Here is a 21595-nt window from a genome sequence, read left to right on the forward strand (position 1 = left end):
GGCGTTGCCCGGATGCCGGACCACCCGCAAGGTCTCTGGCGCGATCAACGTCGCGGCGCAGGCGCCGAAATGGGGCTGAAGTAGTACGGCACCAGTGAAAGCGCCACCACCACCACGGCGGAGAGAAAGATCGCCGAGTAGGTATGGGCGACAGGCCAGTCGCGCAGATGACCGACGTTGGCAATCAGGCCGAATCCCCACGACGTAAGCGCCGAGCCCAGGAACACGAACGTGTTGAGCAGGCCGAGACCCCGGCCACGCGCAGGCGCGGGAATCAACGCACGCCCTTGCGCCATCACCAGCGGATGAAGCATGCCGATCGTCGACAGCAGCGCCATCATGCCAACGCCGCTGGCCACCCCTGCATCGGGCCAGATCGTCAGCGCGATACCGCCGGCGGTTGCCAGGCATCCCCATATGCCAATCGCCGCCTTGAGCGAACTGCGCCGGACAAGCACCGGCAACGCAAACGCGGTGAGAAAGCCGGCCAGGCTCAGCAACATCAGCGCCATCCCGCGCGTGCCGGCCTGGAGGCCGAACACGTCGGCCAGATATGGACCGCTCCATGCATTGCGGAAACCGGTGCCGGCGGACATCGCCACGCATAGCGGGATCAGCGTCCATAGCGGCCAGTATCCGAGCAGCTTGCCGCTCTCGACCAGCATCGCGCTCATGGGCGCCTGACGCGCCTGCTCGTGACCGTCATCGCGAACAAAACGCCATACGCCGTAGCAAGCGACCACCATGCAGACCGCCGCGAGCGCCATGGCGGGGCGCCAGCCGACGTGCTGCGAAGCCCAGCCAAGCGGGGCCGTGGCGCAAAGTGCCCCGATCATGCCCAGCGCATTCGAGCGGCTGCCCACACGCATGTACTGCCGCTCCGAAAGCTGTTCCGACGCATAGTGCAGCAGGCCCATGAACACCGGCGCGCAGGCCAGCCCAAGACCCATCTGCACCAGCATGGCCATGCCGGCATTGGGCGCGACCACGAAACCGATTGCCGACACGGCGCCGACACCGAGCAGGACGGCCGTGGGGCGGCCTACGCCGTAGCGGTCGAAGGCGATGCCTACAGGGATCTGCGCGACGGCGAAAGCGAGGAAGAAGCAGGAAGATAGCGCGCCGAATCCCGCCGGGGACAGTCCGAAGTCATGCTGCAGTTCGGGCGCGATAACGGCGAGGCAGCTTCGATAGAACTGACTCAGGATGAATGCGAACGTCAACAGGGCGATGCCTCGCGACGTGTTTGTCTCCGCGGCTGCGGCGGTGCTTTCCTGTTGGAAAGTCGTATTCACTTTTGTCTCTTGCTGGAGGGGCTCGCGGGCTATTCTACGCGGGCACATCCCTTGTAAGACGTCAGACGAAATGATCGGGGGAAACAAAGCGGCGAATATCGGACATTTGTGCAACGGTCATCACCGCTACGTTCTGGCAGGCAGAATTTTTCGGCTACCGGCCTGGCTGCGCCCGGCCTAGCTTGCAGCCGCGATCCAGGAAATCGCTGGCATGGCCGTTTGCGCCGCCCGCCTTGTCGACGGGTTCATCGACCACGACGAAGCCGGCCTGGCCCTGCAAGGGACGAACATAGCCCAGGAATACGCCCCGGTCGGCGATCTTGCCGTCGGCGCCGAGGTCCTCGCGTACCACGTCGAACGGATCCACCGCAAGAACCGGATCGTCCGAGGGAATCAGCCTGACGCGCACTGGCTTGCCGCGAAACGTCAGGCTGCGCCACTGCCTGTCGAACGCGCCGCTGGCAAGGAAGTCGCGCGCGCTTTCGCTGATGCAGTCCAGATGGATGTGAAGCTGATCCTGGCTGCGCGCCGCCCTCGCGTTGATGGCCAGCCCCAGGAGGGTGTCCGGCAGCGCGCGGCCAATGGCCTTGCCCACGATGTCGCGCGCGGCCCAGCCAAAGGCCCAGGCATTGTGCTCGCGATCGGACCAGACACGCGCGTCGTCGACGCCGCTGACCGGCCGCACGGGAATGACAAGGTAATGCGAGGCGCCAATCATGTCCTTGTAGAGGACAAAGCCCCGCTGGCGATCAACGATGACGCAATCGGAATGTGTGGGAGTAGCCGGTGTCAGGCAGCGCTCCTGGACGTTCTTCCAGAGGCTGTCGCGCGAAAATCCGCCGACCATGCGTTCGAGCAGGCCAGCGTCGGCACAAGCCTGCCCCGACGCAATCAGCGCCAGACACCACAGCAGCAGGCGTTTCACGGCGTCATGCGGGCGCTGGAATCAACGCGCGGTGCGTCCACCGTAATACGTGCCGTTGCGGGGATTCGATACCTGATAAGCATGGTTGCGCGCCCAGCGCTGGGCGGCGAGGAATGCTTCGGGTTCACGTTGACTCCACGCACTGACCATCAGCGGCGAGGCATCTTCCTCGGTATTGAGGTAGACCGCCGCGCGATGAAGTGCAGCTCGGTCAGGAGCTCCGGGAATCGTCGTGGTTCGAATCGTCACACGCATCAATACAATCCTTGAGGCCCAGATTCAGGAAATTATGCATAAGCACCCATGACATGGGAATGACCTCGATGCAGTAGTTTTGCGTAGGTGGACGGTTCTTTCCCCTTGCTGGCCATACGGCCGCGTCAGGCCTGGCTTTGCGGGTAGGCGCGGATTCCTCGGGCGTGGCGTGCACGCCACGCATGTACCGCACAGGGAACTCGGACGGATCTGCGCCTGAGGCAGGACACTGCCTTGTAGCCACGGGAAAACACTGATCCCAACTACGCGCAAGAGAAACAGCATACCTGACAAGCAGCGCCATCATCAGGAATTCGCCGCATCGGCGCGCCGACACCCAGGACAACGCGCCGACGGAGTGCTTCTTCAGGACTATGCCGAATCAGCTTTCGATCTTGAAGTTGGTTTCCTTCACCACTTGCTTCCAGCGATCGGTTTCCGCCTGGATCTCCTTGCCAAAGGCTTCCGGCGTGCTGTTGGCCATGACATAGTCATACTGCTTGAGCTTGGCGACCACGTCCGGCATCTGTTTTGCTTTTTCGACGTTCTGCGCCAGCGCGGTGACGATCTCCTTGGGCGTCCCCTTGGGTGCCAGCAGCCCTGCCCAGGAATTGAACTCCATGTCCTTGATACCCAGTTCCTTGAACGTAGGTACGTCTGGAAAAGACCCGGCGCGCTGCGGCAGAATAACCGCCAGCGCCTTGACGCGACCCGCCTTGATCAATTCCACTGCGGCAAAGGAGTCGAACGAAAAATCGACTTCCCCCGAAGCCACGGCCTGCATTTGCAGGCTTGTGCCTTTGTATTGCACATTGGTGACGTTCGGTGCATCGACCACGCGCTTGAACTGCTCGGTGATCAGGTTGATCATGCTGCTGCCGGACGAGGCCGCGAGCGGCTTGTCCGCTTTCCGGGCCAAAGCGATCAAGTCAGCCATGTTCTTGACCGGCAGATCCTTGCGCACGATGACGATAAAGCCAACATCGCACACCCGCGCCACCGGCGCAAAGCTGGACGCTGCCTCATATGGGGCCTTGTAGATCACGGGGCTTAGCGTTTGGGCGCCAGCGGTGTTGAACAACAGCGTATAGCCATCCGCCGCCGCACGGGCCACCTCGCCCGTACCGATGATGCCGTTGGCACCGCCCTTGTTCTCGATCACGAACGAAGCCTTCATCAGCTCCCCCACCTTTTGCATGATGAGGCGAGCGACCACATCGGTCGTGCCCCCCGCTGCAAAGGGCACAATCACGCGCACTGGTTTATTCGGGTATGCCGCTTGCGCGTAAGCCCATCGCGGCAGGCTACTTACAGCGGCAGCTCCCACCAGGCTCGTCAGGAATTGGCGACGTTGGATACTGAGATTGTTCATGCTTTGTCTCCTTAGTACCGGTTATCCGGCCCGATGTGTTGTCATTTGAGAGAATGCATCACCTCATCGAGGTTCGATACTAGGTTTAATACGCGCAAGCTTGGCAGGGCCAAGTTGAGGCCAGACGAGTTCGTCAGCTTTGGCGGATACAATGCGCCGTCCCATCGTGCGATCACCATGCCATGCCAAATCCGAACCGGGCCTTTCTGCTCGGCCCGCTGCTGAAGGGGGTTTCCCGTTCGTTCTACCTGACGCTTCGCATCCTGCCCGAGGGCATGCGCGACCCCGTCGGCCTGGCCTATCTGCTGGCACGCGCCGCGGACACCATCGCGGATACCTCGCTGATTCCACCCGTGCAACGACTAGACCTGCTGCTGGCGCTACGGCAGCACGTCAACGGCACCCAGAACGACGGTTCGCTCGCGCAACGGCTGAGCGCGGAAGTTGCCAGCCAGCAAACCCAATCCGACGAGAAGGTACTGCTGGAATCGATCGGCCCCGCGCTTGGCGTGCTGAGCCAGCTCGATGCATCTGATTGCACCGCCGTCCGCGGTATCGTCGATACGCTGACCGAAGGCATGGAATTCGACCTGCGCACGTTCCCCGACGAGCGCTCGGGCCAGGTGGCCGCGCTGCGGACGATGGACGAGCTCGATCGCTACACGTATCTCGTGGCCGGTTGTGTGGGGGAGTTCTGGACCACGATGACCTATGCCCACCAGCCGGGCACGCTGACGGCAGCGCCCGAGACGATGCTGCGCCGAGGTGTCCGCTTCGGCAAGGCATTGCAGATGGTCAATGTGCTGCGTGATTGCGGTAAGGATCTGCGCATCGGCCGGTGCTATCTGCCGACCGAGATCCTGGAGCGACATGGCATGACGCCACGCGACCTGATGGACCCGGCCAATGCGCTGCGCGCGCGGCCAATTCTGGACGAACTGCTGCATGTCTCGCTCGCGCATTTCCGCGAAGCGATGGCCTACACGTTCGCGATTCCACGCACGGCAATCCGGCTGCGGCTGGCCTGCCTGTGGCCGATCCTGATTGGCCTGGAGACGCTGCTGCTATTGGCCGGCAACAAGGCCTGGCCCGACCCCGCGCACGTCTCGAAGATCCCGCGCGGCAAGGTGTACCGGGTGCTTGTGCGCAGCACGGCAACGGTCATGTCGGACACGCTGCTGCGGCGCTGGATGGAAGACCTGATCGCGCAGATCGAGGCCAGCCTCGACGGTTCCACCCGATAGACGTTGCTTCGTCGGCAGCTTCAGCCCGGGACATCGCCGATTGCAAAGGCGAGGTTTCGCGTCACGCGATCGTGCTGCTCGCGCGGCAGGCGCGGATCGGCAAGCAGTTCGCGGCAGAGCCGCGCGCTTTCATCGCGTTCATTGCACCAGTACAGCGCAATCGACAGCTCGTCACGCGCGCGCCAGTCATAGACGGTCTGGTCCATGAAGAGCCGGTCATCGGGCTGGGCGATGCCGGTGGCAACACGCGCGAAGTCGCGGGCCAGGACATGGCGCTGCCGCAGCCTGAAATAGCGCGCGAGCTCGCAAGGCGCTTCGGCCCGTGTCGGCCGGTAGTTGTAGGCCTCGAGGTAGGCCTCGACGATGTCCCCGGGCGACGCTCCGCCGCCCTCCTTCAGCACCGCCATCTGCAACATCGAGTAATAGACTTCCTCATCCCACCCGCCCATGGTGGCGCGGTTCGCATAGGCGGCAATGGCCTTGTCCACCAGACCGCCATCACGATAGCTCTGGGCGAGATAGAACTGGTAACGCGTATTGCCGGGATCGGCTGCGAGTGCCTTCTCCAGTATCCCTGCGTCTTCCACGAACTTCCTGCCGCTCACGCGCCGTGCGCCGTCGTCGCCAATGCGATAGATCGCGTTCTTCAAGGTGTCGCGACTATACGGGCGGTTGCAGTCGATGTATTCGTGGGTCACGCCCGTATAGAAGAACCCGTGGCCCAGCCGGATCAGATGTGGCTGACTGTAGGTCAGCGAGCGAAACTGGACGAGCAGGTCATAGCAGTCGGCGGTCAGTTCGCCGAGTTCCGAAGCCTCGATGGTGTCGTCGGCGTCGATCAGCAACGCATAGTCACCGTGCTTGGCCGCCAGCGCGAGCGCTTCATTGCGGTTGGTCGAGAAATCCACCCATGGACGTTCGATCAGTTCACCCGGCAGGTCGCCGAGCGTATTGCGAATAATGTCCTGTGTCCCGTCGGTCGACCCCGTATCCGAAATCGCCCAGGCGTGAATGTGCGGGCGCACCGCGCGCAGACAGCGCTCGATCACGGCGGCCTCGTTCTTGACGATCATCGACAGGCAGATTCGCATTGGCTTTGGTTCTCGGTGGAGACGGGTTGGCGATTTTCGGGCAATGGGGCGGGACATTGAACAGGCGGCGCAAGGGTTCGCACGAGACTGATGGGCCCGGAGCGATGCTCCGAGCCCATGACCCGCCATCAGCCTATCGATGCCCGCCTTCGATCACTGGCACGTCAGCGTGGCATAGACAGCGCCCGACCAGGTGTTAAACGGCGTAGTACCCGTCAACTGGACCTGTAGCACCTCCCCAGCGGAAGCCGCATAGGTGCCAGTCTGGGTCTGCGTACAGCTAGCTCCAGAGCTGTTGGCCTGGCACCGAAGCCCTGTTGACGTGACGGTTGTCGAGGGAGGCTGAATCTTGAAGACCTCCATCGCATAGGGTGCAGGCGGGATGCCCGCCACGGCCGTCGACAGCGTCAGTGTGCTGCAATTGATTGGCAGCAAGACGCCAAGATACGGCTGTGTGGCGATAGGGGTCAGACCCGACCCCGTCATGATGTAGGTGGCATTGCCAAAGGTCGTTCCATTGCCCACAACGAAATTCGCCGTATAGAGCGCAGGCCCGGTGGCCCCCGTGGCCCCCGTGGCACCAGTTGCCCCTGTGGCGCCCGTCGCACCCGTCGCGCCCGTGGTACCGGTGGGGCCCTGAATGCCCTGCACTCCTTGCGGCCCCGTGGGACCCGTCACACCTGAGGGACCCGTCACGCCCGTCGCACCTGTAGCCCCCGTAGCACCAGTCGGCCCTGCAGCACCGGCAGGGCCGGTGGGGCCCTGAATGCCCTGAATGCCCTGCGGTCCCGTCACGCCAGCGCCGGTGGCACCAGTAGCACCCGTCACACCGGTTGGTCCGGTGACCCCCTGGATGCCCTGCAGACCCGTGGCACCGGTAGCGCCGGTTGCGCCCGTGGCGCCGGTCGCACCAACCGCACCCGTTGCGCCGATCAGCGATTTGCCCGGCATCGGCCACGCTCCTGCCGCCTTCGGTCCGAACAGCGTGCTGGTGGCGGTGTTCAGGTAGAAGTCACCATCGTTGCCGTCGCTGGCAATCGGGTCACGCGTCCCATAGCGGATCAGCGTGCCTGCTGGCCCGATCAGCGATACGCCTGCGGACCAGGCGCTATTTGCCTTCGGGCCGAACAGCGTGGACGTGGCCGAATTGAGATAGAAATCACCGTTGACGCCAATACTGCTCGTGGGGTCGGTAACACCGGTATAAATCATGCTGCCGGCAGGCGTCGCCGCCGGCGTACTGGTGGGCGTGGCTGCCGCCGTGCCCGACTCCGAGGAATCGCCGCCGCACGCTGCCAGCGTGGCGGCAAGGCATGCCAAGGGGAGCACAGCCAGTTTCCGTTGGGTGTTTTTCATTGGTTCTTCTTGGATGATGTGGAAATGCTGCAAACGGAATCGCTGGCCGCGTCACAAGACGAGCTTTCGTGAAAGCAAAGCGGGTGTCGCTAGTTCGGACAGGACTCCGGGGCGCTTGAAGCGAACTGCCGGGGTACTGAAACTACGAAGAGGATGTCAATCCAGTCGGCGATGACGGCGTCGTAGAGGGCGCCGGCATGGAGAGGAGGGCGTGCGGTCGGGGCCGCCGTTGCGGGGCGGCATGATGTCAGGCACCTGCCACGGACATGAGCCGGGCAGCGTGCTGGTACCGCAGAAATTTCGTCGCGCAGAACGCAAAATGCCGGGCGAGCGCTGCCCGGCCGACCTTGTTGGCGTGTTCAACCCGTTTCTCCCGTTCCCTGTTCGGTGACAGGGTGAATATTCTTTTGATTCTTTTTCTTGCTTGCCCAATTCGCCCGGGCGTTTTGTTGGCGTGCGCGACAGCGTCGGCGCAGTTATCGATGGACGGTGTCCAGCCCGGCAACATAATCGAACGATGTTGACAACACAACGAAAGAAGCGCTACACCCCGCTTCAGGGGGGTCAAGCTTCTAGCTTCGCCGCCGTCGGGCACCCTGTTCGGCTGCTGCCGGCGGACATTGGACCAAGGCTGTCCTCAGGACCCTGCGAAGGCCCCAAAAAAGAAGCCCCGCGAATGCGGGGCCTTGTTTCCAACCAGATCTTGTCACTCATTGGGTCGCCGCCGTCGGTGCGGCAGGCGCCTTCTTGTGAGACTTGCTCGACTTCTTGGCGGTGCTCTTGCTATCGGTCAGAGCTGATGACGTGCTCTGGTTCGCGCCCTGTGTGTAGGGATCGAACTTGTCGCCGGCCCGGGCGGCGTCGGGTGTATAGCCATCCTTGTTGCTCGTGCGCGCCGGGTCGGGCACATAGCCGTCCTTGTTAGTCGTATGCATGTCGTAGTCATAGCGATCAGAGGGACTTGCCGGTCCCGCCGCAAACGCCAGCCCGGGTACAAAGACTGCAACTGCCACTGCAATGGTGAGTGCCTTCATCGGGATTCTCCTGCGGGAACGGTTGAGACCATCGTGCGCTGAGTACGCACAATCCATCACCAAGCCTATGCCGCGGGCATCGAAAATGCCATGAACCGATGGTGTTAACGCGATGCGTGCGCAAGCCCTCAGGGACGAAGCAGATCGAAGCCAGCCAGCGCGATCACGCCGCTCAGCGCATCCGTGGCCATGGAACCCTGGCCCAGGATCAGGACGGCGGCCGCAGCCCACGTGGTGGCACAGAAGAGATAGAAGCGCTTGTTCATGGTGAAGCCGATCACTTGCTGCGGGCAAAAGAAGGACGTCAGTATAAACCCTGATATCCACCCACGACAAAGCGCCTAATAAAGCTCTTTCTTAAAGCTTCGGGATTGCCGCGACCAGCATGGCAATACCCGAGCAGGTCAGCAGCGTCAGCACGATGCGCCGGAACGCGATGTCGCTGATACCAATGTAGACCCGCGTGCCGAGCAATGTGGGAATCAGCATGGCCGGGGCCACGATGGCGAACATCGGCAACATGTCGCGCGTGATGATGCCGGTGCCCACATACACGGCCATCGTCACCAGCAATGCGCCGAGGTTGAAGTTCTGGATCACCACCCGCTGCTTGTCCTTGTCGAAGCCTCGCAGCGTGCACCAGAGCGTTGGCGCAATGCCGGTGAACCCGCCGATGCCACCCATGATGCCGCCGATGGCGCCGACCACGGCATCGGCCAGCCGGCCGCCACGGCGGATCGGCGGAATGCGGTTCGAGAACAGCATGATCGGGCACCAAATCACCAGGACGATGCCAAGGCACAGCTTGAACAGATGGACGTCGAGGCGGGGCAGGATGCTGACCCCGATGGGAATGCCGACGATGCCGCCAAGCAGGAACGGCAGCACGGTGGCCAGATGGAACTTGCGGCGCACGGTGAAGGCTGCAAGCAGTTGGCCGGTCAGCGCGCCGAACACGGACATCGCCGAAGCCAGGCGTGGTTCGACGCCCCAGGCCCAGAATGACATGGCCACCATGCCAAACGCGAAGCCAGACAGGCCCTGCACAAATCCGGCAACGATGGCGCCGAGGGCGACGATAAGAAAGACCGAGTCTACCGGCATGTTCTTGTTCTTATGGTTTGCGCCCCGTTCCCGGTCTATACACGGGGAAACGGGGGTGGAGCGAGAGCCGGCCCTGAATCCGCCGGCCCCTTCAATCGTCAGCCGCCAATCCCCAGCAGCTCCACTTCAAAGTTCAGCGTCGCGTTCGGCGGGATCGTGCCCGGCACGCCGCGCTCGCCGTAGGCCGTGGAGGCCGGGCAAGTCAGCTTGGCCTTGCCGCCGACCTGCATCTTCTGCACGCCCTCGGTCCAGCACGGGATCACGCGGTTCAGGGGGAACGAGATCGGCTGGCCGCGCTTGTAGGAGCTGTCGAACTCCTTGCCGTCGGTCAGCGTGCCGCGGTAGTGGACCTTGACCGTATCCGTTGCTTTCGGCGAAGCGCCGGTGCCCTTGGTCACATGCTCGATCACCACGCCGGACGGCAGCGTTTCAGCCTGCGCGATACCTGCGGCGCCCAGCGCCACGGCGGCGAGGATCAGGGAGAGTTTCTTCATGGGATATTCGTCGTGTCAGGTTCTCGGGAGTGACGCCTACGCCAGGCAAACCCGGTGCGGACGCCAGCCGGCAAGTGTACATGACCCTGTTGTTTGCGCGGATCGGCCTGCACGCCGGGCGATCCGTGACAGAATGGCCACTTGTCCACAGCGCGGACGGAGGCATTGGGGATGTATCGCGGCGAACGGTTCAACGGATATAGCCACCTGGCAGGAGCGGTGCTCTCGGCGGCTGGCATGGCGGTGCTAGTCACTTCATCGGCACTCCACAGCGACGCCTGGAAGGTCGTCAGCTCCGTCGTCTATGGCACCACGCTGGTGCTGCTCTACACGATCTCCACCGTCTACCACAGCGTTCGCGGCCCCGCGAAGGACATCTTCCGCCGCCTCGACTATTGCGCGATCTACCTGCTGATCGCCGGCAGCTATACCCCGTTCGCATTGGTCACATTACGTGGCCCCTGGGGCTGGACCCTGTTCGGCGTCAACTGGGGGCTGGCCGTGGCCGGCATCATTCAGGAACTCTGGATCGGCCATCGCACCCGCATCTTCTCGCTGGCCATCTACGTGATCATGGGCTGGCTGGTGCTGATCGCGTTCGGCCCGCTGGCGGCGGCCCTGCCGCCCGTGGGGCTGTACTGGCTCGTGGCCGGCGGCGCCATCTACACTGCCGGCATCGGCTTCTTCCTGTTCGACGAGAAGGTGCGCCACTTCCACGGCATCTGGCACCTGTTCGTGCTGGGCGGCAGCATGTGCCAGTTCATCAGCATCCTGTTCTACGTCGGGTAAGCGCCCGATACCCACCTATATCTCGGTCACGGTCGCCGCCGATGCGGCCGTCTCCGTGACCACGCCGGCTTCGAGCATCGCCTCGATCTCCGCCTCGCCATAACCACATTCCGCCAGCAACGTCCGCGTATGTTCGCCCAGCCTCGGTGACGGGCGATGGTACTGCGCCGGCGTTTCCGATAGCTGTATCGGCAGCCCCAGCGTCCGGATCGGCCCGGCTTCCGCGTGCTGTTGCCGTACCACCATGCCACGCGCCAGCGTCTGCGGATGGTTCAGTGCCTCGCCAATCGAATGCACGGGTCCGGCCGGGACGCCCGCTGCATCGAATGCCGCCAGCCAGTCAGCGGACGGGCGCGTCATCAGGATGCCGGCCATCTCCGGAAGCAACGTGTCGCGATGACGCATCCGGTCGGCGTTGCGCCGAAAACGTGGGTCTTCGACCCATTCCGGATGTCCGAGAACCTGTGCGATACGCGCCCAGTTCTTCTCGTTCGCGCCGCCAACGATGATATGGCCGTCCTGCGTCGGAAATGCCTGGTATGGCGTGGCCAGCACGTGCGCCGACCCGCTCGGCCCCGGCGACTCGCCCGTGGCGAAATGGATCGCCGCGTGCCAGTAGAGCTGCTGCAGGCCGGCCTCGATCAGCGACGTTTCCACGATCTGCCCGCGCCCGGTCTTCTGCCGATGCTGATACGCGGCAAGAATGCCGAACGCCGCCAGGATGCCCGCATTGATATCGGCGATGGAATTCCCGGTGCGCAGCGGCGGCCCGCCCTCCTCGCCCGTAATGCTCATAAGCCCCGTGTAACCCTGCGCGATCAGATCGAAGCCGCCCTTGTCGGCGAACGGCCCGGTGCGGCCATAGCCCGAGATCGCGCAATAAATCAGGCCCGGGTTCTCGCGCGACAGCGTGTCGTAGCCAAGCCCGAGCTTCTCCAGCGTGCCCTTGCGGAAGTTCTCAATCACCACGTCGGCGTTGCGCACCATGCGCAGGAACACCTCGCGGCCTTCGGGTGTCTTCAGGTCAAGGGCGATGCCGCGCTTGTTGCGGTTCAGCATCAGGAACGGCGCCGACACGCCGTTGATGGTCGGCTCGCGATAGCCACGCGCGTCGTCGCCACCATCGATCTTCTCGATCTTGATCACGTCGGCGCCGAGATCGGCCAGCATCATGCCGCAGGTGGGCCCGGCCATGATCTGCGCGAGTTCCAGCACACGCAGGCCGGACAACGCACCCGGCGCGATTGCAGGGGAATCGGACATCGGTCTGCTCCCAGGTTAGCGACCGCTGAACTTCGGCGTCTCCTTGGCCAGGAACGCGCGATAGCCAGTGCGGAAATCCTCGGTATCGAAACAGTCGAACGCAGCATCGAGATCGGCGGCCGATAGCGGCTTGCCTTCGGCCAGTTGCCGGGCGAAGCGCTTGTGCCAACGGGCCACCAGCGGCGCGCCGGAAGCGATCCGCTGCGCCGTGGCACGCGCCTCGTCGGCCACGCGGTCATCGGGCACCACGCGCGAGACCAGCCCCATCGCGTACGCCTCGGCCGCATCGACGATGCGCCCTTCGAACAGCAGTTCGAGCGTGCGCGACGTGCCGATCAGCCGCACCAGCGGCGCCATCTCCGCGTGCGCCATCACCAGCCCGAGATTCTTGATCGGCGCGCCGAAACGGCTGCTCTGGCCACAGATGCGTATATCGGCCATGGCTGCGACCTCGAGCCCGCCACCCACGCAGATGCCGTGGATCTGCGCCACTACCGGGTGCGGGCAGTCCTGCATCGCCTGCGCGGTGCCATGCATGACCGCGCCATAGGCCGTGGCCTGTTGCTTATTGGAACGCGTAGTGGCGAATTCGCCGATATCGTTGCCCGGCGAAAACGCGCGGTCCCCCGCGCCACGCACGACGACGCAGCGCACCGTGTCATCGGCGGAAAGCTCGCGGAACGCCTCGCCAAGCTGCCGCCACATATCGAGCGTGAAGGCATTGAGCTTCGCGGGCCGGTTCAGGACGATGGTGGCGACGGCATCCTCGCGCGTCACCAGCAACGTCCCTTCCTGCTGAATGTCATCGCTCATTCGGACGCTCCCTGATGGGCCGACACGACCTTGCGGCGCCGGGTCTTCTCCAGCAGGCTGCCAAACATCGGCCAGACCAGGATCACCACCGCCAGCGCCATGATCGTGCCGACGAGCCCGTTGGACCAGAACACGTTGAGTTCGCCCTGCGACATCAGCATGGTCTGCCGGAATGCATCCTCGGCGCGATCGCCCAGTACCAATGCCAGCACCAGCGGCGCCAGCGGATACTCAAGCTTCTTGAGCACATACCCGATCACGCCGAAGATCAGCATGAGCCAGACGTCGAACATCGCGTTATGCACGGTGAACGCGCCGATCGCGCAGACCACAAGGATCAGCGGCGCGATGATCGCAAACGGAATGCGCAGGATGGCGGCAAACAGCGGCACCGTGGAAAGCACCACGATCAGGCCCGCCAGATTGCCCAGGTACATGCTCGCGATCAGCCCCCAGACGAAGGTCTTCTGCTCGGTGAACAGCAACGGCCCCGGCTGCAGCCCCCAGATCATCAGGCCACCCAGCAGCACCGCCGCCGTGGCTGACCCCGGAATGCCAAGCGCCAGCATTGGCAGCAACGCGCTGGTGCCGGCCGCGTGCGCGGCGCACTCCGGCGCGATCACGCCTTCGACGTTGCCGCGCCCGAACGTCTCACGCTTGCGTGAGAAACGCTTGGCCACGCCGTAGCCCATGAACGATGCGGCCGTCGCGCCGCCCGGCGTCACGCCAAGCCAGCAACCGATGATCGACGAACGGATCAGCGTCATCCAGTAACGCGGCAGTTCGGCCCAGGTCTTCAGCACCACCTTGAGGTCGATACTGGCCCGCTTGCCACGGAAGGCTACGCCCTCCTCCATCGTCATCAGGATTTCGCTGATGCCGAACAGGCCGATAACAGCCACCAGGAAGTCGAACCCGCGCAGCAGTTCGGTGGAGCCGAACGTCATGCGCAGCGTGCCGGAAACCGTATCCATGCCGACCGCCGCCAGCGCGAACCCGATGCACATCGCGATCACGATCTTGGCCTTGGCTTCCTTTCCCATGCCGACGAAGCTGCAGAACGTCAGAAAGTACACCGCGAAGAATTCCGGCGGCCCGAAGCGCAACGCGAACTTCGCCACCAGCGGCGCCAGGAACGTGATCAGCAGCACACCGGCCAGCGCGCCGAGAAACGACCCAGTGAAGGCCGACGTCAGCGCGCGTCCCGCCTCACCCTGCTGCGCAAGCGGGTAGCCGTCGAACGTGGTGGCCACGGACCACGCCTCGCCGGGAATATTGAACAGGATCGACGTGATCGCGCCACCGAACAGCGCGCCCCAGTAGATGCACGACAGCATGATGATGGCCGACGTCGGCTCCATCGAAAACGTCAGCGGCAGCAGGATCGCCACGCCGTTGGGGCCACCCAGACCGGGCAGCACGCCCACGACGATGCCGAGCAGGATGCCCACCAGCATCAGTCCGACGTTGTGCCATGACATCGCCACGGCAAAGCCGCCCATCAACGCATTGAGTTCTTCCATGCCGGTCCCCTTCAGAATCCGAGGGCCGCTTCGAGCGGTCCCTTGGGCAACGGCACGCGGAACTGCATCTCGAAGATCCAGAACAGCACCAGATTGATGGCCACGCCAGTCAGCACCGCGCGCCACCATGCGAACTTGCCGATCACGAGCATGAAACCCGCAATGAAGATCGCCGATGCCACGTAGATGCCCAGGAAGGCGATCAGCGCGACGTAGACCGTCAGCGGCACCAGGATCACCGCCACCTGCCGCAATTGCGGCCACGTGACGAACACCTTGTTTTTCTCGCCATGCCACGCCTGCCACAGCACCACCATGCACGCGATGAAGATGATCGCGCCAATCCGCATCGGAAAATAGCCGGCCTGCGGGCCGTCCGGCTCCCACCCCGCGCCAACCTGGTAGTTGCTGACCATCACCACCACCGCGCCGATGGCGATCAGCAGCGCGGTGGCGATTTCCGCCGCACGCACCGTGATCGCCGCCGGCGCGGTGTCATGTAATTGTTCGCTCATGAATGTGTCCCCCCGGATCGTTGCCCCCCATCCCATTCATGGGAGAGGGGGCAAGCCATCAGCACTCGCTCTGCGGTCTTACTTCGCCGCCAGGAAACCCGCTTCCTTGATGATGTCCTTGTGGCGCGTTTCATCGGCCGTCAGGAACTCGGTCAACTTCTGGCCCGTGAGGAAATCGTTCTTGAGCGCGTTCTTCTCCAGATACTCCTTCCACTCCGGCGTGGCCACCACCTTCTGCATCAGATCCACGTAGTACTTCTGCTGATCTGGCGTGACACCGCCGGGCAGCATGAACACACGCAGCATCTGGTATTGCACGTCCAGCCCCTGCTCCTTGCAGGTGGGGATGTCACCCCAGCTTTGCGTGCCGGTGATCTTGTTCGTGTACTGCATGCGATCTGGCGCAAACACGCACAGCGCGCGATGCTCGCCGGCGCGCCACTGACCGATCGATTCGGAGGGGTTGTTGACGTTGGAGTCGATATGCTTGCCCGAGAGCTGGGTCGCCGCTTCACCACCGCCCTTGTACGGGATGTAGATGAAGCGCACGCCGGCCTTGCGCTCGACCTGCGCGGTGATGATCTGGTCCTCGCGCTTGGAGCTGGTGCCGCCCATCTTGAGCTTGCCCGGCTGCTTCTTCGCCTCGGCAATGTAGTCTGCCGGCGTCTTGTACGGCGCCTCGGCGTTGGTCCAGAGCACGAACTCGTCCATCGCCACCATGGCCACCGGCGTCAGGTCGCGCCAGTTAAAGGGCAACTGGCTGATCATCGGCACCGTGTAGAGCGCGGACGAGGTCACCAGCAGCTTGTGCGCGTCACCTTTCGACGCTTTGGTGTCCATCAGCCCTTCGGCCCCGCTGGCGCCGGCCTTGTTCACGACGATCATCGGCTGGTTCATCAGCTTGTGCTTGGCGATGATGCCCTGAATCGAACGCGCCATCTGATCCGATGCCCCGCCCGCGCTGAACGGCACGACAACCTCGACCGGTTTGGTAGGCTCCCACGCGAACGCGGGGCTGGCCCACGCAACACCTAGCAACGAAGCGCACGCGAGCGCGCGTGCGGCATAACGCAACGTCATGGTCTGTCTCCTTTGGGTGGCGGCCGTGCGCTCTGTGGTGCATCGGCCTTGTAGTCGGGAGCGCCTCTGCTGGACGCTCTCTTCTTGCTGCTGCTTGAAACCTCAGGCCGCGCGCAGCGACGGCTGCGATGCTGCGGCGCGCAGGCTGTCCATGGCGGCCAGTACACCGCCTGCATGGTGCGGCACGCCCGCCAGTGCGAAGCCCATCTCCACGCCGGCCAGCGTGCCCATCAGCGTCAGGTCATTGAAATCGCCCAGATGCCCGATGCGGAAGACCTTGCCGGACAGCTTCGACAAGCCCTGCCCGAGCGACATGTTGAAGTGCTCGAGCACGATCTTGCGGAACGTGTCGGCGCTATGGCCTTCCGGCATCACCACGGCAGTCAGCGCCGGGCTGTACTCGGACGGGTTCTGGCACAGGATCTCGAGCCCCCATGCGTTGACGCAGGCGCGCGTGGCCTCGGCATGGCGGCGATGGCGCGCGAACACGTTCTGCAGGCCCTCTTCGAGCAGCATGTCGCACGCTTCCGACAGGCCATAGAGCAGGTTCGTGGCCGGCGTATAGGGCCAGAATCCGTTCTTGTTGGCTTCGATGATTTCATCCCAGCCCCAGAACGCCCTGGGCAACCTGGCCTTGGCCGATGCGGCGATCGCTTTCGCGCTGACGGCGTTGAACGAGATGCCGGGCGGCAACATCAACCCCTTCTGCGAGCCCGACACCGTTACATCGACACCCCATTCGTCATGGCGATAGTCAACCGAACCGAGCGAGGAAATCGTATCGACCAGCAGTAGCGCGGGGTGGCCAGCCGCGTCGATCGCGCGGCGCACCGCGGCGATGTCGGACGTCACGCCGGTCGAGGTTTCATTGTGGACCACGCAGACGGCCTTGATCTCGTGGTTGCGGTCCTCGGCCAGGCGCGCGCCGATTGCAGCGGCATCCACGCCATGACGCCAGTCGCCCACGATGAACTCGGCGTGAACGCCGAGCTTGTCGGCCATCTTCTTCCAGAGCGACGCGAAATGGCCGGTCTCATACATCAGCACCTTGTCGCCGGGGGACAGCGTATTGACCAGCGCGGCCTCCCACGCCCCCGTCCCCGACGCCGGATAGATCACCACGGGCTGGGTCGTTTGGAAGATCTTGCGGATATCGGCCAGCACCTTCTTGCCCAGTTGCTGGAATTCGGGGCCCCGGTGATCAATCGTCGGGTAATCCATCGCGCGCAGCACGCGGTCGGGCACGTTGGTGGGTCCGGGGATCTGCAGGAAATGCCGGCCACTGGGATGTGAGTTCAATCGGAGCATGTCGCCTCGTATCCTTATATTTGAATTTTGTATTCAAAAAACAGAGATGCACTGCGCGTCCGTCATGCGGGATAATGTTGGCGGACGCAAGTGCCTGCCTCTCCGCAATAAATCCTTATAAATCAATGGCTATCTGGATTTCATTGCACCGACTGCGTTGTTTCTGGCGCAACCTGATGCGCCAAATTGCAGTTCGAGCTTGCCCAAGATTAGGTTTTGAATACAATACTGTCAAGCCACACGATCCCTGATGAGCACAAACCCGACCACCCCTTCGCAAGCCGTCGACCGCCAGATCCTGCATGTGGCGGTGGCTCAGCGCCTGCGCACGATGATCATGGAGGGCGACCTCGCACCGGGCACGCGGCTCAACGAGCGCGTGCTGTGCGACTTGCTCCAGGTTTCGCGCACGCCGCTGCGTGAAGCCTTCAAGGTCCTGGCCGGTGACGGGCTGGTGACGCTGCTGCCGAACCGGGGCGCCGAGGTGGTAGTGCTGTCGCAGGAGGCGATCAACCACCTGTTCGAGATGATGGGCGCGCTCGAGGCGATGTCCGGCGAGCTGGCCTGCCAGCGCATCACCGATGCCGAGCTGAACGAGATTCGCGCGCTCCACTACGAAATGCTCGCTTGCCACGCGCGGCGGGACCTGCCCAATTACTACGCGCTGAACCGCCGCATCCATGACGCGATCAATGCGGCGGCGCGCAATCCGATCCTCGAGGAGACCTATCGACGCATCAACCTGCGCATTCAGGCGCTGCGCTTCCGCTCGAACTTCGATCAGGACAAATGGGACATGGCCGTGCGCGAGCACGGCGAGATGCTCGATGCCTTGTCGAAGCGCGATGGGGCCGCGCTGCGTGACATCCTGCGCGCGCACCTGCAGCACAAGCACGACGCGCTGATCGCCGAACTAGAACGCGCGCAGGACGCCGCCTGACCTGACGCGACACGCGCACCCGGTGCGCGTCATCGCATGGCCATGACGGCGTCTCCCAGCGCACGCAACCGGAGACATAGAAGTCCATGGCCTTGCCAACCACCCCCACGCCACCCGGCGTGCAACCGCTGCGCTTCATGCCCGGCGCGGCGGCACCCGCCCTGCAATCGCCGCTGTACCGGCGCCTGGCCGCCGAACTGCGCGGCGAAGTGTTGTTCGATAACGCCAGCCGTGGCCGCTATGCCACCGATGCGTCGATCTACCAGGTCATGCCGATCGGCGTGGTGGTACCGCGCGACGAAGCCGATGCGCGGCTGGCGCTGGACATCGCCCGGGACTTCAAGGCGCCGCTGCTGCCGCGCGGCGGCGGCACCAGCCAGTGCGGGCAGACCGTGGGCGAGGCGCTGGTCATCGACAACAGCAAGTACCTGAACCAGATCATCGACTTCGATCCGGTGGCGCGCACGGTGACCGTGCAGCCCGGCATCGTGCTCGACCACCTGAACGCATGGCTCAAGCCCCACGGCCTCTGGTTCCCGGTCGATGTATCGACCGCCGCGCAATGCACGATTGGCGGCATGACCGGCAACAACTCGTGCGGTTCACGCTCGATCCAGTACGGCAACATGGTGCACAACGTGCTCGGCGTCCAGGCCATCCTGGCCAGCGGCGAGGACGTGCGCTTCGATGCCAGTTGGCCGGCCGAGTCTGCGCCACACCGGGCCATTGCCGACGGCGTGCGCCGCATCGCCACGCGCGAGCGCGACGCCATCGCGCAGATGTATCCAACCGTGCTGCGCCGCGTGGGCGGCTACAACCTTGATATCTTCGCGCCGCGCAGTGAACGGCCCTATACCGCCGACGGCAGCGTCAATCTGGCGCATCTGCTCGTGGGATCGGAAGGCACCCTCGCCTACTTCCGCCACATCACGCTGCAACTCGCGCCACTACCGGCACACAAGACCCTGGGTGTGGTGAATTTCCCGACGTTCTATCAGTCGATGGATCTCACGCGCCATATCGTGGCGCTGAAGCCGGCGGCCGTGGAACTGGTCGATCGCACCATGATCGACCTGGCCCGCAACAATCCCGCATTCCGCCCCGTGATCGACCGCGCGCTGGTGGGCGAGCCGGAAGCGATTCTGCTGGTTGAGTTCGCCGGCGAGGATCGCGCGGCCACGCTGCAGGGACTGGCCCGACTGGTCGAGCTGATGGCCGATCTTGGCCTGCCGGGCTCGGTAGTGGAAATGCCGGAGCCTGGTCCGCAGAAGGCGCTGTGGGAAGTGCGCAAGGCCGGCCTCAACATCATGATGAGCATGAAGGGCGACGGCAAGCCGGTATCGTTCATCGAAGACTGCGCCGTGCCGCTCGAGCATCTGGCCGCGTACACGTCCCGGCTGACAGAGGTGTTTCACAAGCACGGCACGCGCGGCACCTGGTACGCCCATGCCAGCGTCGGCACACTGCACGTGCGGCCAATCCTCGACATGCGGCGCGACGGCGCGGCCAAGATGCGCGCCATCGCCGAGGAAGCCGCCGCGATGGTGCGCGAGTACAAGGGCGCTTACTCGGGCGAGCACGGGGACGGCATCTGCCGCGGCGAATGGGTGGCCTGGCAGTTCGGCCCATCGCTGGCGCGCGCGTTCGAGGAGGTCAAGGCACTATTCGACCCCGAGAACCGCTGCAATCCCGGCAAGATCGTGCGCACGCCAAAGATGGATGACACATCGCTGTTCCGTTTCCCACCGAGCTACTCGGTCAAGCCGATTCGGCCGGCGCTCGACTGGTCGGCATGGAACGTCACGCGGGACCCGGTCACCGAGGCCGAGAGCGCGCCGGGCACCGGCACCGATCCGGCAAACGGGCTGGCTGCAGCGGTGGAGATGTGCAACAACAACGGCCATTGCCGCAAGTTCGACGCCGGCACCATGTGCCCGAGTTACCGCGTCACACGTGACGAGCAGCACCTGACGCGTGGCCGCGCCAACACGTTGCGGCTCGCCCTGTCCGGTCAGCTTGGCACCGAGGGACTGCTCGACGTCGCGGTCAGGGACACGATGGACCTGTGTGTCTCCTGCAAGGGATGCAAGCGCGACTGCCCGACCGGCATCGACATGGCGAAGATGAAGATCGAGGTGCGCGCCGCCAACGCCAGCGCGGGCCGGCTGCGCGCGCGTGACAGGCTCGTGGCCTTCCTGCCGCGCTACGCGGGCACCGCCAGCCGGCTGCGCTGGTTGTTCAACCTGCGCGACCGCGTGCCCGGCCTGCCGCAACTGACTGAACGCCTGCTCGGCCTGTCGGCCAGACGCTCGCTGCCCCGCTGGCAATCGGCGTTCCTGCGCGATGACTACGTGTCCCGGCCCGTCGGCGGCAAGGAAGTCGTGCTGTTCGTCGATACGTTCAACAATCACATGGAACCGGAGAACGCGCGCGCGGCGCAACGCGTGCTCGAAGCGGCCGGATACACCGTGCATCTGTCCGGGGTTCCGGGCGAGCGGCCTTTGTGCTGCGGCCGCACGTTCCTGGCGGCCGGGCTGGTCGATGAAGCCAGGGCCGAAGCCCGGCGCGCGCTCGATACGCTATTGCCGTTCGTCTCGCGCGGCGTGGCCGTGGTGGGCCTGGAACCGTCCTGCCTGCTCTCCATGCGCGACGAATTCCTGCAGTACGGCTATGGCGACGCGGCGCGGCTGCTGGCGAACAATGCGTTCCTGTTCGAGGAGTTCCTGGTGCGCGAACATGCGGCCGGTCGATTTGCTCCCACGCTGAAGCCTATCGGCAGCACCGAGGCCCTGCTACATGGACACTGCCACCAGAAGGCGTTCGATGCCGTGCGGCCGGTGGAGCAGGTACTCGGCTGGATTCCGGAACTCAAGACCTCGCTGATCGAATCGTCATGCTGTGGCATGGCGGGCAACTTCGGATACGAGGCCGAGCACCACGAGGTGTCGATGAAGATGGGGGAGCTTGCATTGCTGCCGGCGGTGCGCGGCGCCGATGCGCGGACGCTGGTGGTCGCCGATGGCACAAGCTGCCGCCATCAGATCCATGACGGCGCCGACAGGCAGGCGCTGCACGTGGCACGGGTGCTGGAGATGGCACTTGGGGCGTGAACCCCGGTTGCGTGGCCCGATCGATAAGGCGGACATGACGCAGTAGAATCGCGTCTCTCCCGTCCACATCGATCGTTCCACGCA

20 protein-coding genes are annotated in these 21595 nt (G+C 64.0%); 4 read left to right on the forward strand and 16 right to left on the reverse strand.

What is annotated here, in order from left to right; translation table 11 throughout:
- Positions 1 to 44 precede the first annotated feature (44 nt).
- The 4 genes from RMET_RS28675 to RMET_RS28690 all read right to left on the reverse strand — a co-directional run bounded on the left by RMET_RS28675 (position 45) and on the right by RMET_RS28690 (position 3847).
- A complete protein-coding gene (locus tag RMET_RS28675) occupies positions 45 to 1295 on the reverse strand; it encodes an MFS transporter (RefSeq protein ID WP_017511611.1) in 1251 nt (416 codons plus the stop codon).
- 154 nt (positions 1296 to 1449) lie between these two features.
- Complete coding sequence (locus tag RMET_RS28680; protein WP_011520019.1) at positions 1450 to 2220, reverse strand: CDP-diacylglycerol diphosphatase; 771 nt, start codon at positions 2218 to 2220, stop codon at positions 1450 to 1452.
- A 21-nt stretch (positions 2221 to 2241) separates the two neighbouring features.
- Positions 2242 to 2475, reverse strand: a complete 234-nt coding sequence (locus tag RMET_RS28685; RefSeq protein WP_008643166.1) for a hypothetical protein — start codon at positions 2473 to 2475, stop codon at positions 2242 to 2244.
- Positions 2476 to 2857: 382 nt separating this feature from the next.
- On the reverse strand, positions 2858 to 3847 hold the full coding sequence (locus RMET_RS28690; RefSeq protein ID WP_011520021.1) for a Bug family tripartite tricarboxylate transporter substrate binding protein: 990 nt from the start codon (positions 3845 to 3847) through the stop codon (positions 2858 to 2860).
- Positions 3848 to 4029: 182 nt separating this feature from the next.
- On the opposite strand from RMET_RS28690, the gene RMET_RS28695 reads away from it, so the two are divergent.
- The gene (locus RMET_RS28695; protein WP_011520022.1) at positions 4030 to 5091 is read left to right on the forward strand and encodes a phytoene/squalene synthase family protein; all 1062 of its coding nucleotides are present in this window, start codon (positions 4030 to 4032) and stop codon (positions 5089 to 5091) included.
- 20 nt (positions 5092 to 5111) lie between these two features.
- Here the strand turns inward: RMET_RS28695 and RMET_RS28700 are convergent, their stop codons facing one another.
- The 6 genes from RMET_RS28700 to RMET_RS28725 form a co-directional block, all read right to left on the reverse strand.
- Complete coding sequence (locus RMET_RS28700) at positions 5112 to 6182, reverse strand: tetratricopeptide repeat-containing glycosyltransferase (protein ID WP_011520023.1); 1071 nt, start codon at positions 6180 to 6182, stop codon at positions 5112 to 5114.
- Positions 6183 to 6335: 153 nt separating this feature from the next.
- Positions 6336 to 7538 carry a hypothetical protein gene (locus RMET_RS28705; RefSeq protein WP_011520024.1) on the reverse strand — a complete coding sequence of 401 codons (1203 nt, stop codon included), beginning with the start codon at positions 7536 to 7538 and terminating at the stop codon, positions 6336 to 6338.
- A gap of 710 nt (positions 7539 to 8248) precedes the next feature.
- Positions 8249 to 8572: a hypothetical protein gene (locus tag RMET_RS28710; RefSeq protein WP_011520026.1), complete on the reverse strand. Its 324-nt coding sequence runs from the start codon at positions 8570 to 8572 to the stop codon at positions 8249 to 8251.
- 128 nt (positions 8573 to 8700) lie between these two features.
- Positions 8701 to 8838, reverse strand: coding sequence for a hypothetical protein (locus RMET_RS34045; RefSeq protein WP_011520027.1), 138 nt, complete (start codon positions 8836 to 8838; stop codon positions 8701 to 8703).
- A gap of 91 nt (positions 8839 to 8929) precedes the next feature.
- Positions 8930 to 9676, reverse strand: a complete 747-nt coding sequence (locus tag RMET_RS28720) for a sulfite exporter TauE/SafE family protein (RefSeq protein WP_011520028.1) — start codon at positions 9674 to 9676, stop codon at positions 8930 to 8932.
- Positions 9677 to 9774: 98 nt separating this feature from the next.
- Positions 9775 to 10170 (reverse strand): FKBP-type peptidyl-prolyl cis-trans isomerase, encoded by a 396-nt coding sequence (locus tag RMET_RS28725; RefSeq protein WP_008643156.1) that lies wholly within the window; start codon positions 10168 to 10170, stop codon positions 9775 to 9777.
- A 171-nt stretch (positions 10171 to 10341) separates the two neighbouring features.
- Between RMET_RS28725 and trhA the strand changes: the two genes are divergently transcribed.
- Complete coding sequence (gene trhA, locus RMET_RS28730) at positions 10342 to 10959, forward strand: PAQR family membrane homeostasis protein TrhA (RefSeq protein WP_011520029.1); 618 nt, start codon at positions 10342 to 10344, stop codon at positions 10957 to 10959.
- Between the two features lie 15 nt (positions 10960 to 10974).
- Here trhA and RMET_RS28735 read toward each other — a convergent pair whose 3' ends face one another.
- From RMET_RS28735 to RMET_RS28760, 6 genes are all read right to left on the reverse strand, one after another.
- Positions 10975 to 12222: a CaiB/BaiF CoA transferase family protein gene (locus tag RMET_RS28735; protein ID WP_011520030.1), complete on the reverse strand. Its 1248-nt coding sequence runs from the start codon at positions 12220 to 12222 to the stop codon at positions 10975 to 10977.
- A gap of 15 nt (positions 12223 to 12237) precedes the next feature.
- Complete coding sequence (locus RMET_RS28740; RefSeq protein ID WP_011520031.1) at positions 12238 to 13035, reverse strand: enoyl-CoA hydratase/isomerase family protein; 798 nt, start codon at positions 13033 to 13035, stop codon at positions 12238 to 12240.
- Complete coding sequence (locus RMET_RS28745; RefSeq protein WP_008643148.1) at positions 13032 to 14558, reverse strand: tripartite tricarboxylate transporter permease; 1527 nt, start codon at positions 14556 to 14558, stop codon at positions 13032 to 13034. The genes RMET_RS28740 and RMET_RS28745 overlap by 4 nt, the downstream gene beginning before the upstream one ends.
- A gap of 11 nt (positions 14559 to 14569) precedes the next feature.
- Positions 14570 to 15073, reverse strand: a complete 504-nt coding sequence (locus RMET_RS28750) for a tripartite tricarboxylate transporter TctB family protein (protein ID WP_029308780.1) — start codon at positions 15071 to 15073, stop codon at positions 14570 to 14572.
- A 78-nt stretch (positions 15074 to 15151) separates the two neighbouring features.
- Complete coding sequence (locus RMET_RS28755) at positions 15152 to 16153, reverse strand: Bug family tripartite tricarboxylate transporter substrate binding protein (protein WP_008641542.1); 1002 nt, start codon at positions 16151 to 16153, stop codon at positions 15152 to 15154.
- 102 nt (positions 16154 to 16255) lie between these two features.
- The gene (locus RMET_RS28760) at positions 16256 to 17461 is read right to left on the reverse strand and encodes a pyridoxal-phosphate-dependent aminotransferase family protein (protein WP_011520033.1); all 1206 of its coding nucleotides are present in this window, start codon (positions 17459 to 17461) and stop codon (positions 16256 to 16258) included.
- Positions 17462 to 17711: 250 nt separating this feature from the next.
- Between RMET_RS28760 and RMET_RS28765 the strand changes: the two genes are divergently transcribed.
- Together RMET_RS28765 and RMET_RS28770 are read left to right on the forward strand one after the other, a co-directional pair.
- Positions 17712 to 18401: a GntR family transcriptional regulator gene (locus RMET_RS28765; protein WP_011520034.1), complete on the forward strand. Its 690-nt coding sequence runs from the start codon at positions 17712 to 17714 to the stop codon at positions 18399 to 18401.
- Positions 18402 to 18487: 86 nt separating this feature from the next.
- Positions 18488 to 21511: an FAD-binding and (Fe-S)-binding domain-containing protein gene (locus tag RMET_RS28770; RefSeq protein WP_011520035.1), complete on the forward strand. Its 3024-nt coding sequence runs from the start codon at positions 18488 to 18490 to the stop codon at positions 21509 to 21511.
- The last annotated feature ends 84 nt before the right edge of the window (positions 21512 to 21595 follow it).

Source organism: Cupriavidus metallidurans CH34, from assembly GCF_000196015.1.
GTDB classification, from domain to species: domain Bacteria; phylum Pseudomonadota; class Gammaproteobacteria; order Burkholderiales; family Burkholderiaceae; genus Cupriavidus; species Cupriavidus metallidurans.

Coding starts and splice junctions, on each gene's coding strand:
- RMET_RS28685 (WP_008643166.1), bottom strand. CDS start 2,475: ATGCGTGTGACGATTCGAACCACGACGATTCCCGGAGCTCCTGACCGA.
- RMET_RS28690 (WP_011520021.1), bottom strand. CDS start 3,847: ATGAACAATCTCAGTATCCAACGTCGCCAATTCCTGACGAGCCTGGTG.
- RMET_RS28695 (WP_011520022.1), top strand. CDS start 4,030: ATGCCAAATCCGAACCGGGCCTTTCTGCTCGGCCCGCTGCTGAAGGGG.
- RMET_RS28700 (WP_011520023.1), bottom strand. CDS start 6,182: ATGCGAATCTGCCTGTCGATGATCGTCAAGAACGAGGCCGCCGTGATC.
- RMET_RS28705 (WP_011520024.1), bottom strand. CDS start 7,538: ATGAAAAACACCCAACGGAAACTGGCTGTGCTCCCCTTGGCATGCCTT.
- RMET_RS28710 (WP_011520026.1), bottom strand. CDS start 8,572: ATGAAGGCACTCACCATTGCAGTGGCAGTTGCAGTCTTTGTACCCGGG.
- RMET_RS34045 (WP_011520027.1), bottom strand. CDS start 8,838: ATGAACAAGCGCTTCTATCTCTTCTGTGCCACCACGTGGGCTGCGGCC.
- RMET_RS28720 (WP_011520028.1), bottom strand. CDS start 9,676: ATGCCGGTAGACTCGGTCTTTCTTATCGTCGCCCTCGGCGCCATCGTT.
- RMET_RS28725 (WP_008643156.1), bottom strand. CDS start 10,170: ATGAAGAAACTCTCCCTGATCCTCGCCGCCGTGGCGCTGGGCGCCGCA.
- trhA (WP_011520029.1), top strand. CDS start 10,342: ATGTATCGCGGCGAACGGTTCAACGGATATAGCCACCTGGCAGGAGCG.
- RMET_RS28735 (WP_011520030.1), bottom strand. CDS start 12,222: ATGTCCGATTCCCCTGCAATCGCGCCGGGTGCGTTGTCCGGCCTGCGT.
- RMET_RS28740 (WP_011520031.1), bottom strand. CDS start 13,035: ATGAGCGATGACATTCAGCAGGAAGGGACGTTGCTGGTGACGCGCGAG.
- RMET_RS28745 (WP_008643148.1), bottom strand. CDS start 14,558: ATGGAAGAACTCAATGCGTTGATGGGCGGCTTTGCCGTGGCGATGTCA.
- RMET_RS28750 (WP_029308780.1), bottom strand. CDS start 15,073: ATGAGCGAACAATTACATGACACCGCGCCGGCGGCGATCACGGTGCGT.
- RMET_RS28755 (WP_008641542.1), bottom strand. CDS start 16,153: ATGACGTTGCGTTATGCCGCACGCGCGCTCGCGTGCGCTTCGTTGCTA.
- RMET_RS28760 (WP_011520033.1), bottom strand. CDS start 17,461: ATGCTCCGATTGAACTCACATCCCAGTGGCCGGCATTTCCTGCAGATC.
- RMET_RS28765 (WP_011520034.1), top strand. CDS start 17,712: ATGAGCACAAACCCGACCACCCCTTCGCAAGCCGTCGACCGCCAGATC.
- RMET_RS28770 (WP_011520035.1), top strand. CDS start 18,488: ATGGCCTTGCCAACCACCCCCACGCCACCCGGCGTGCAACCGCTGCGC.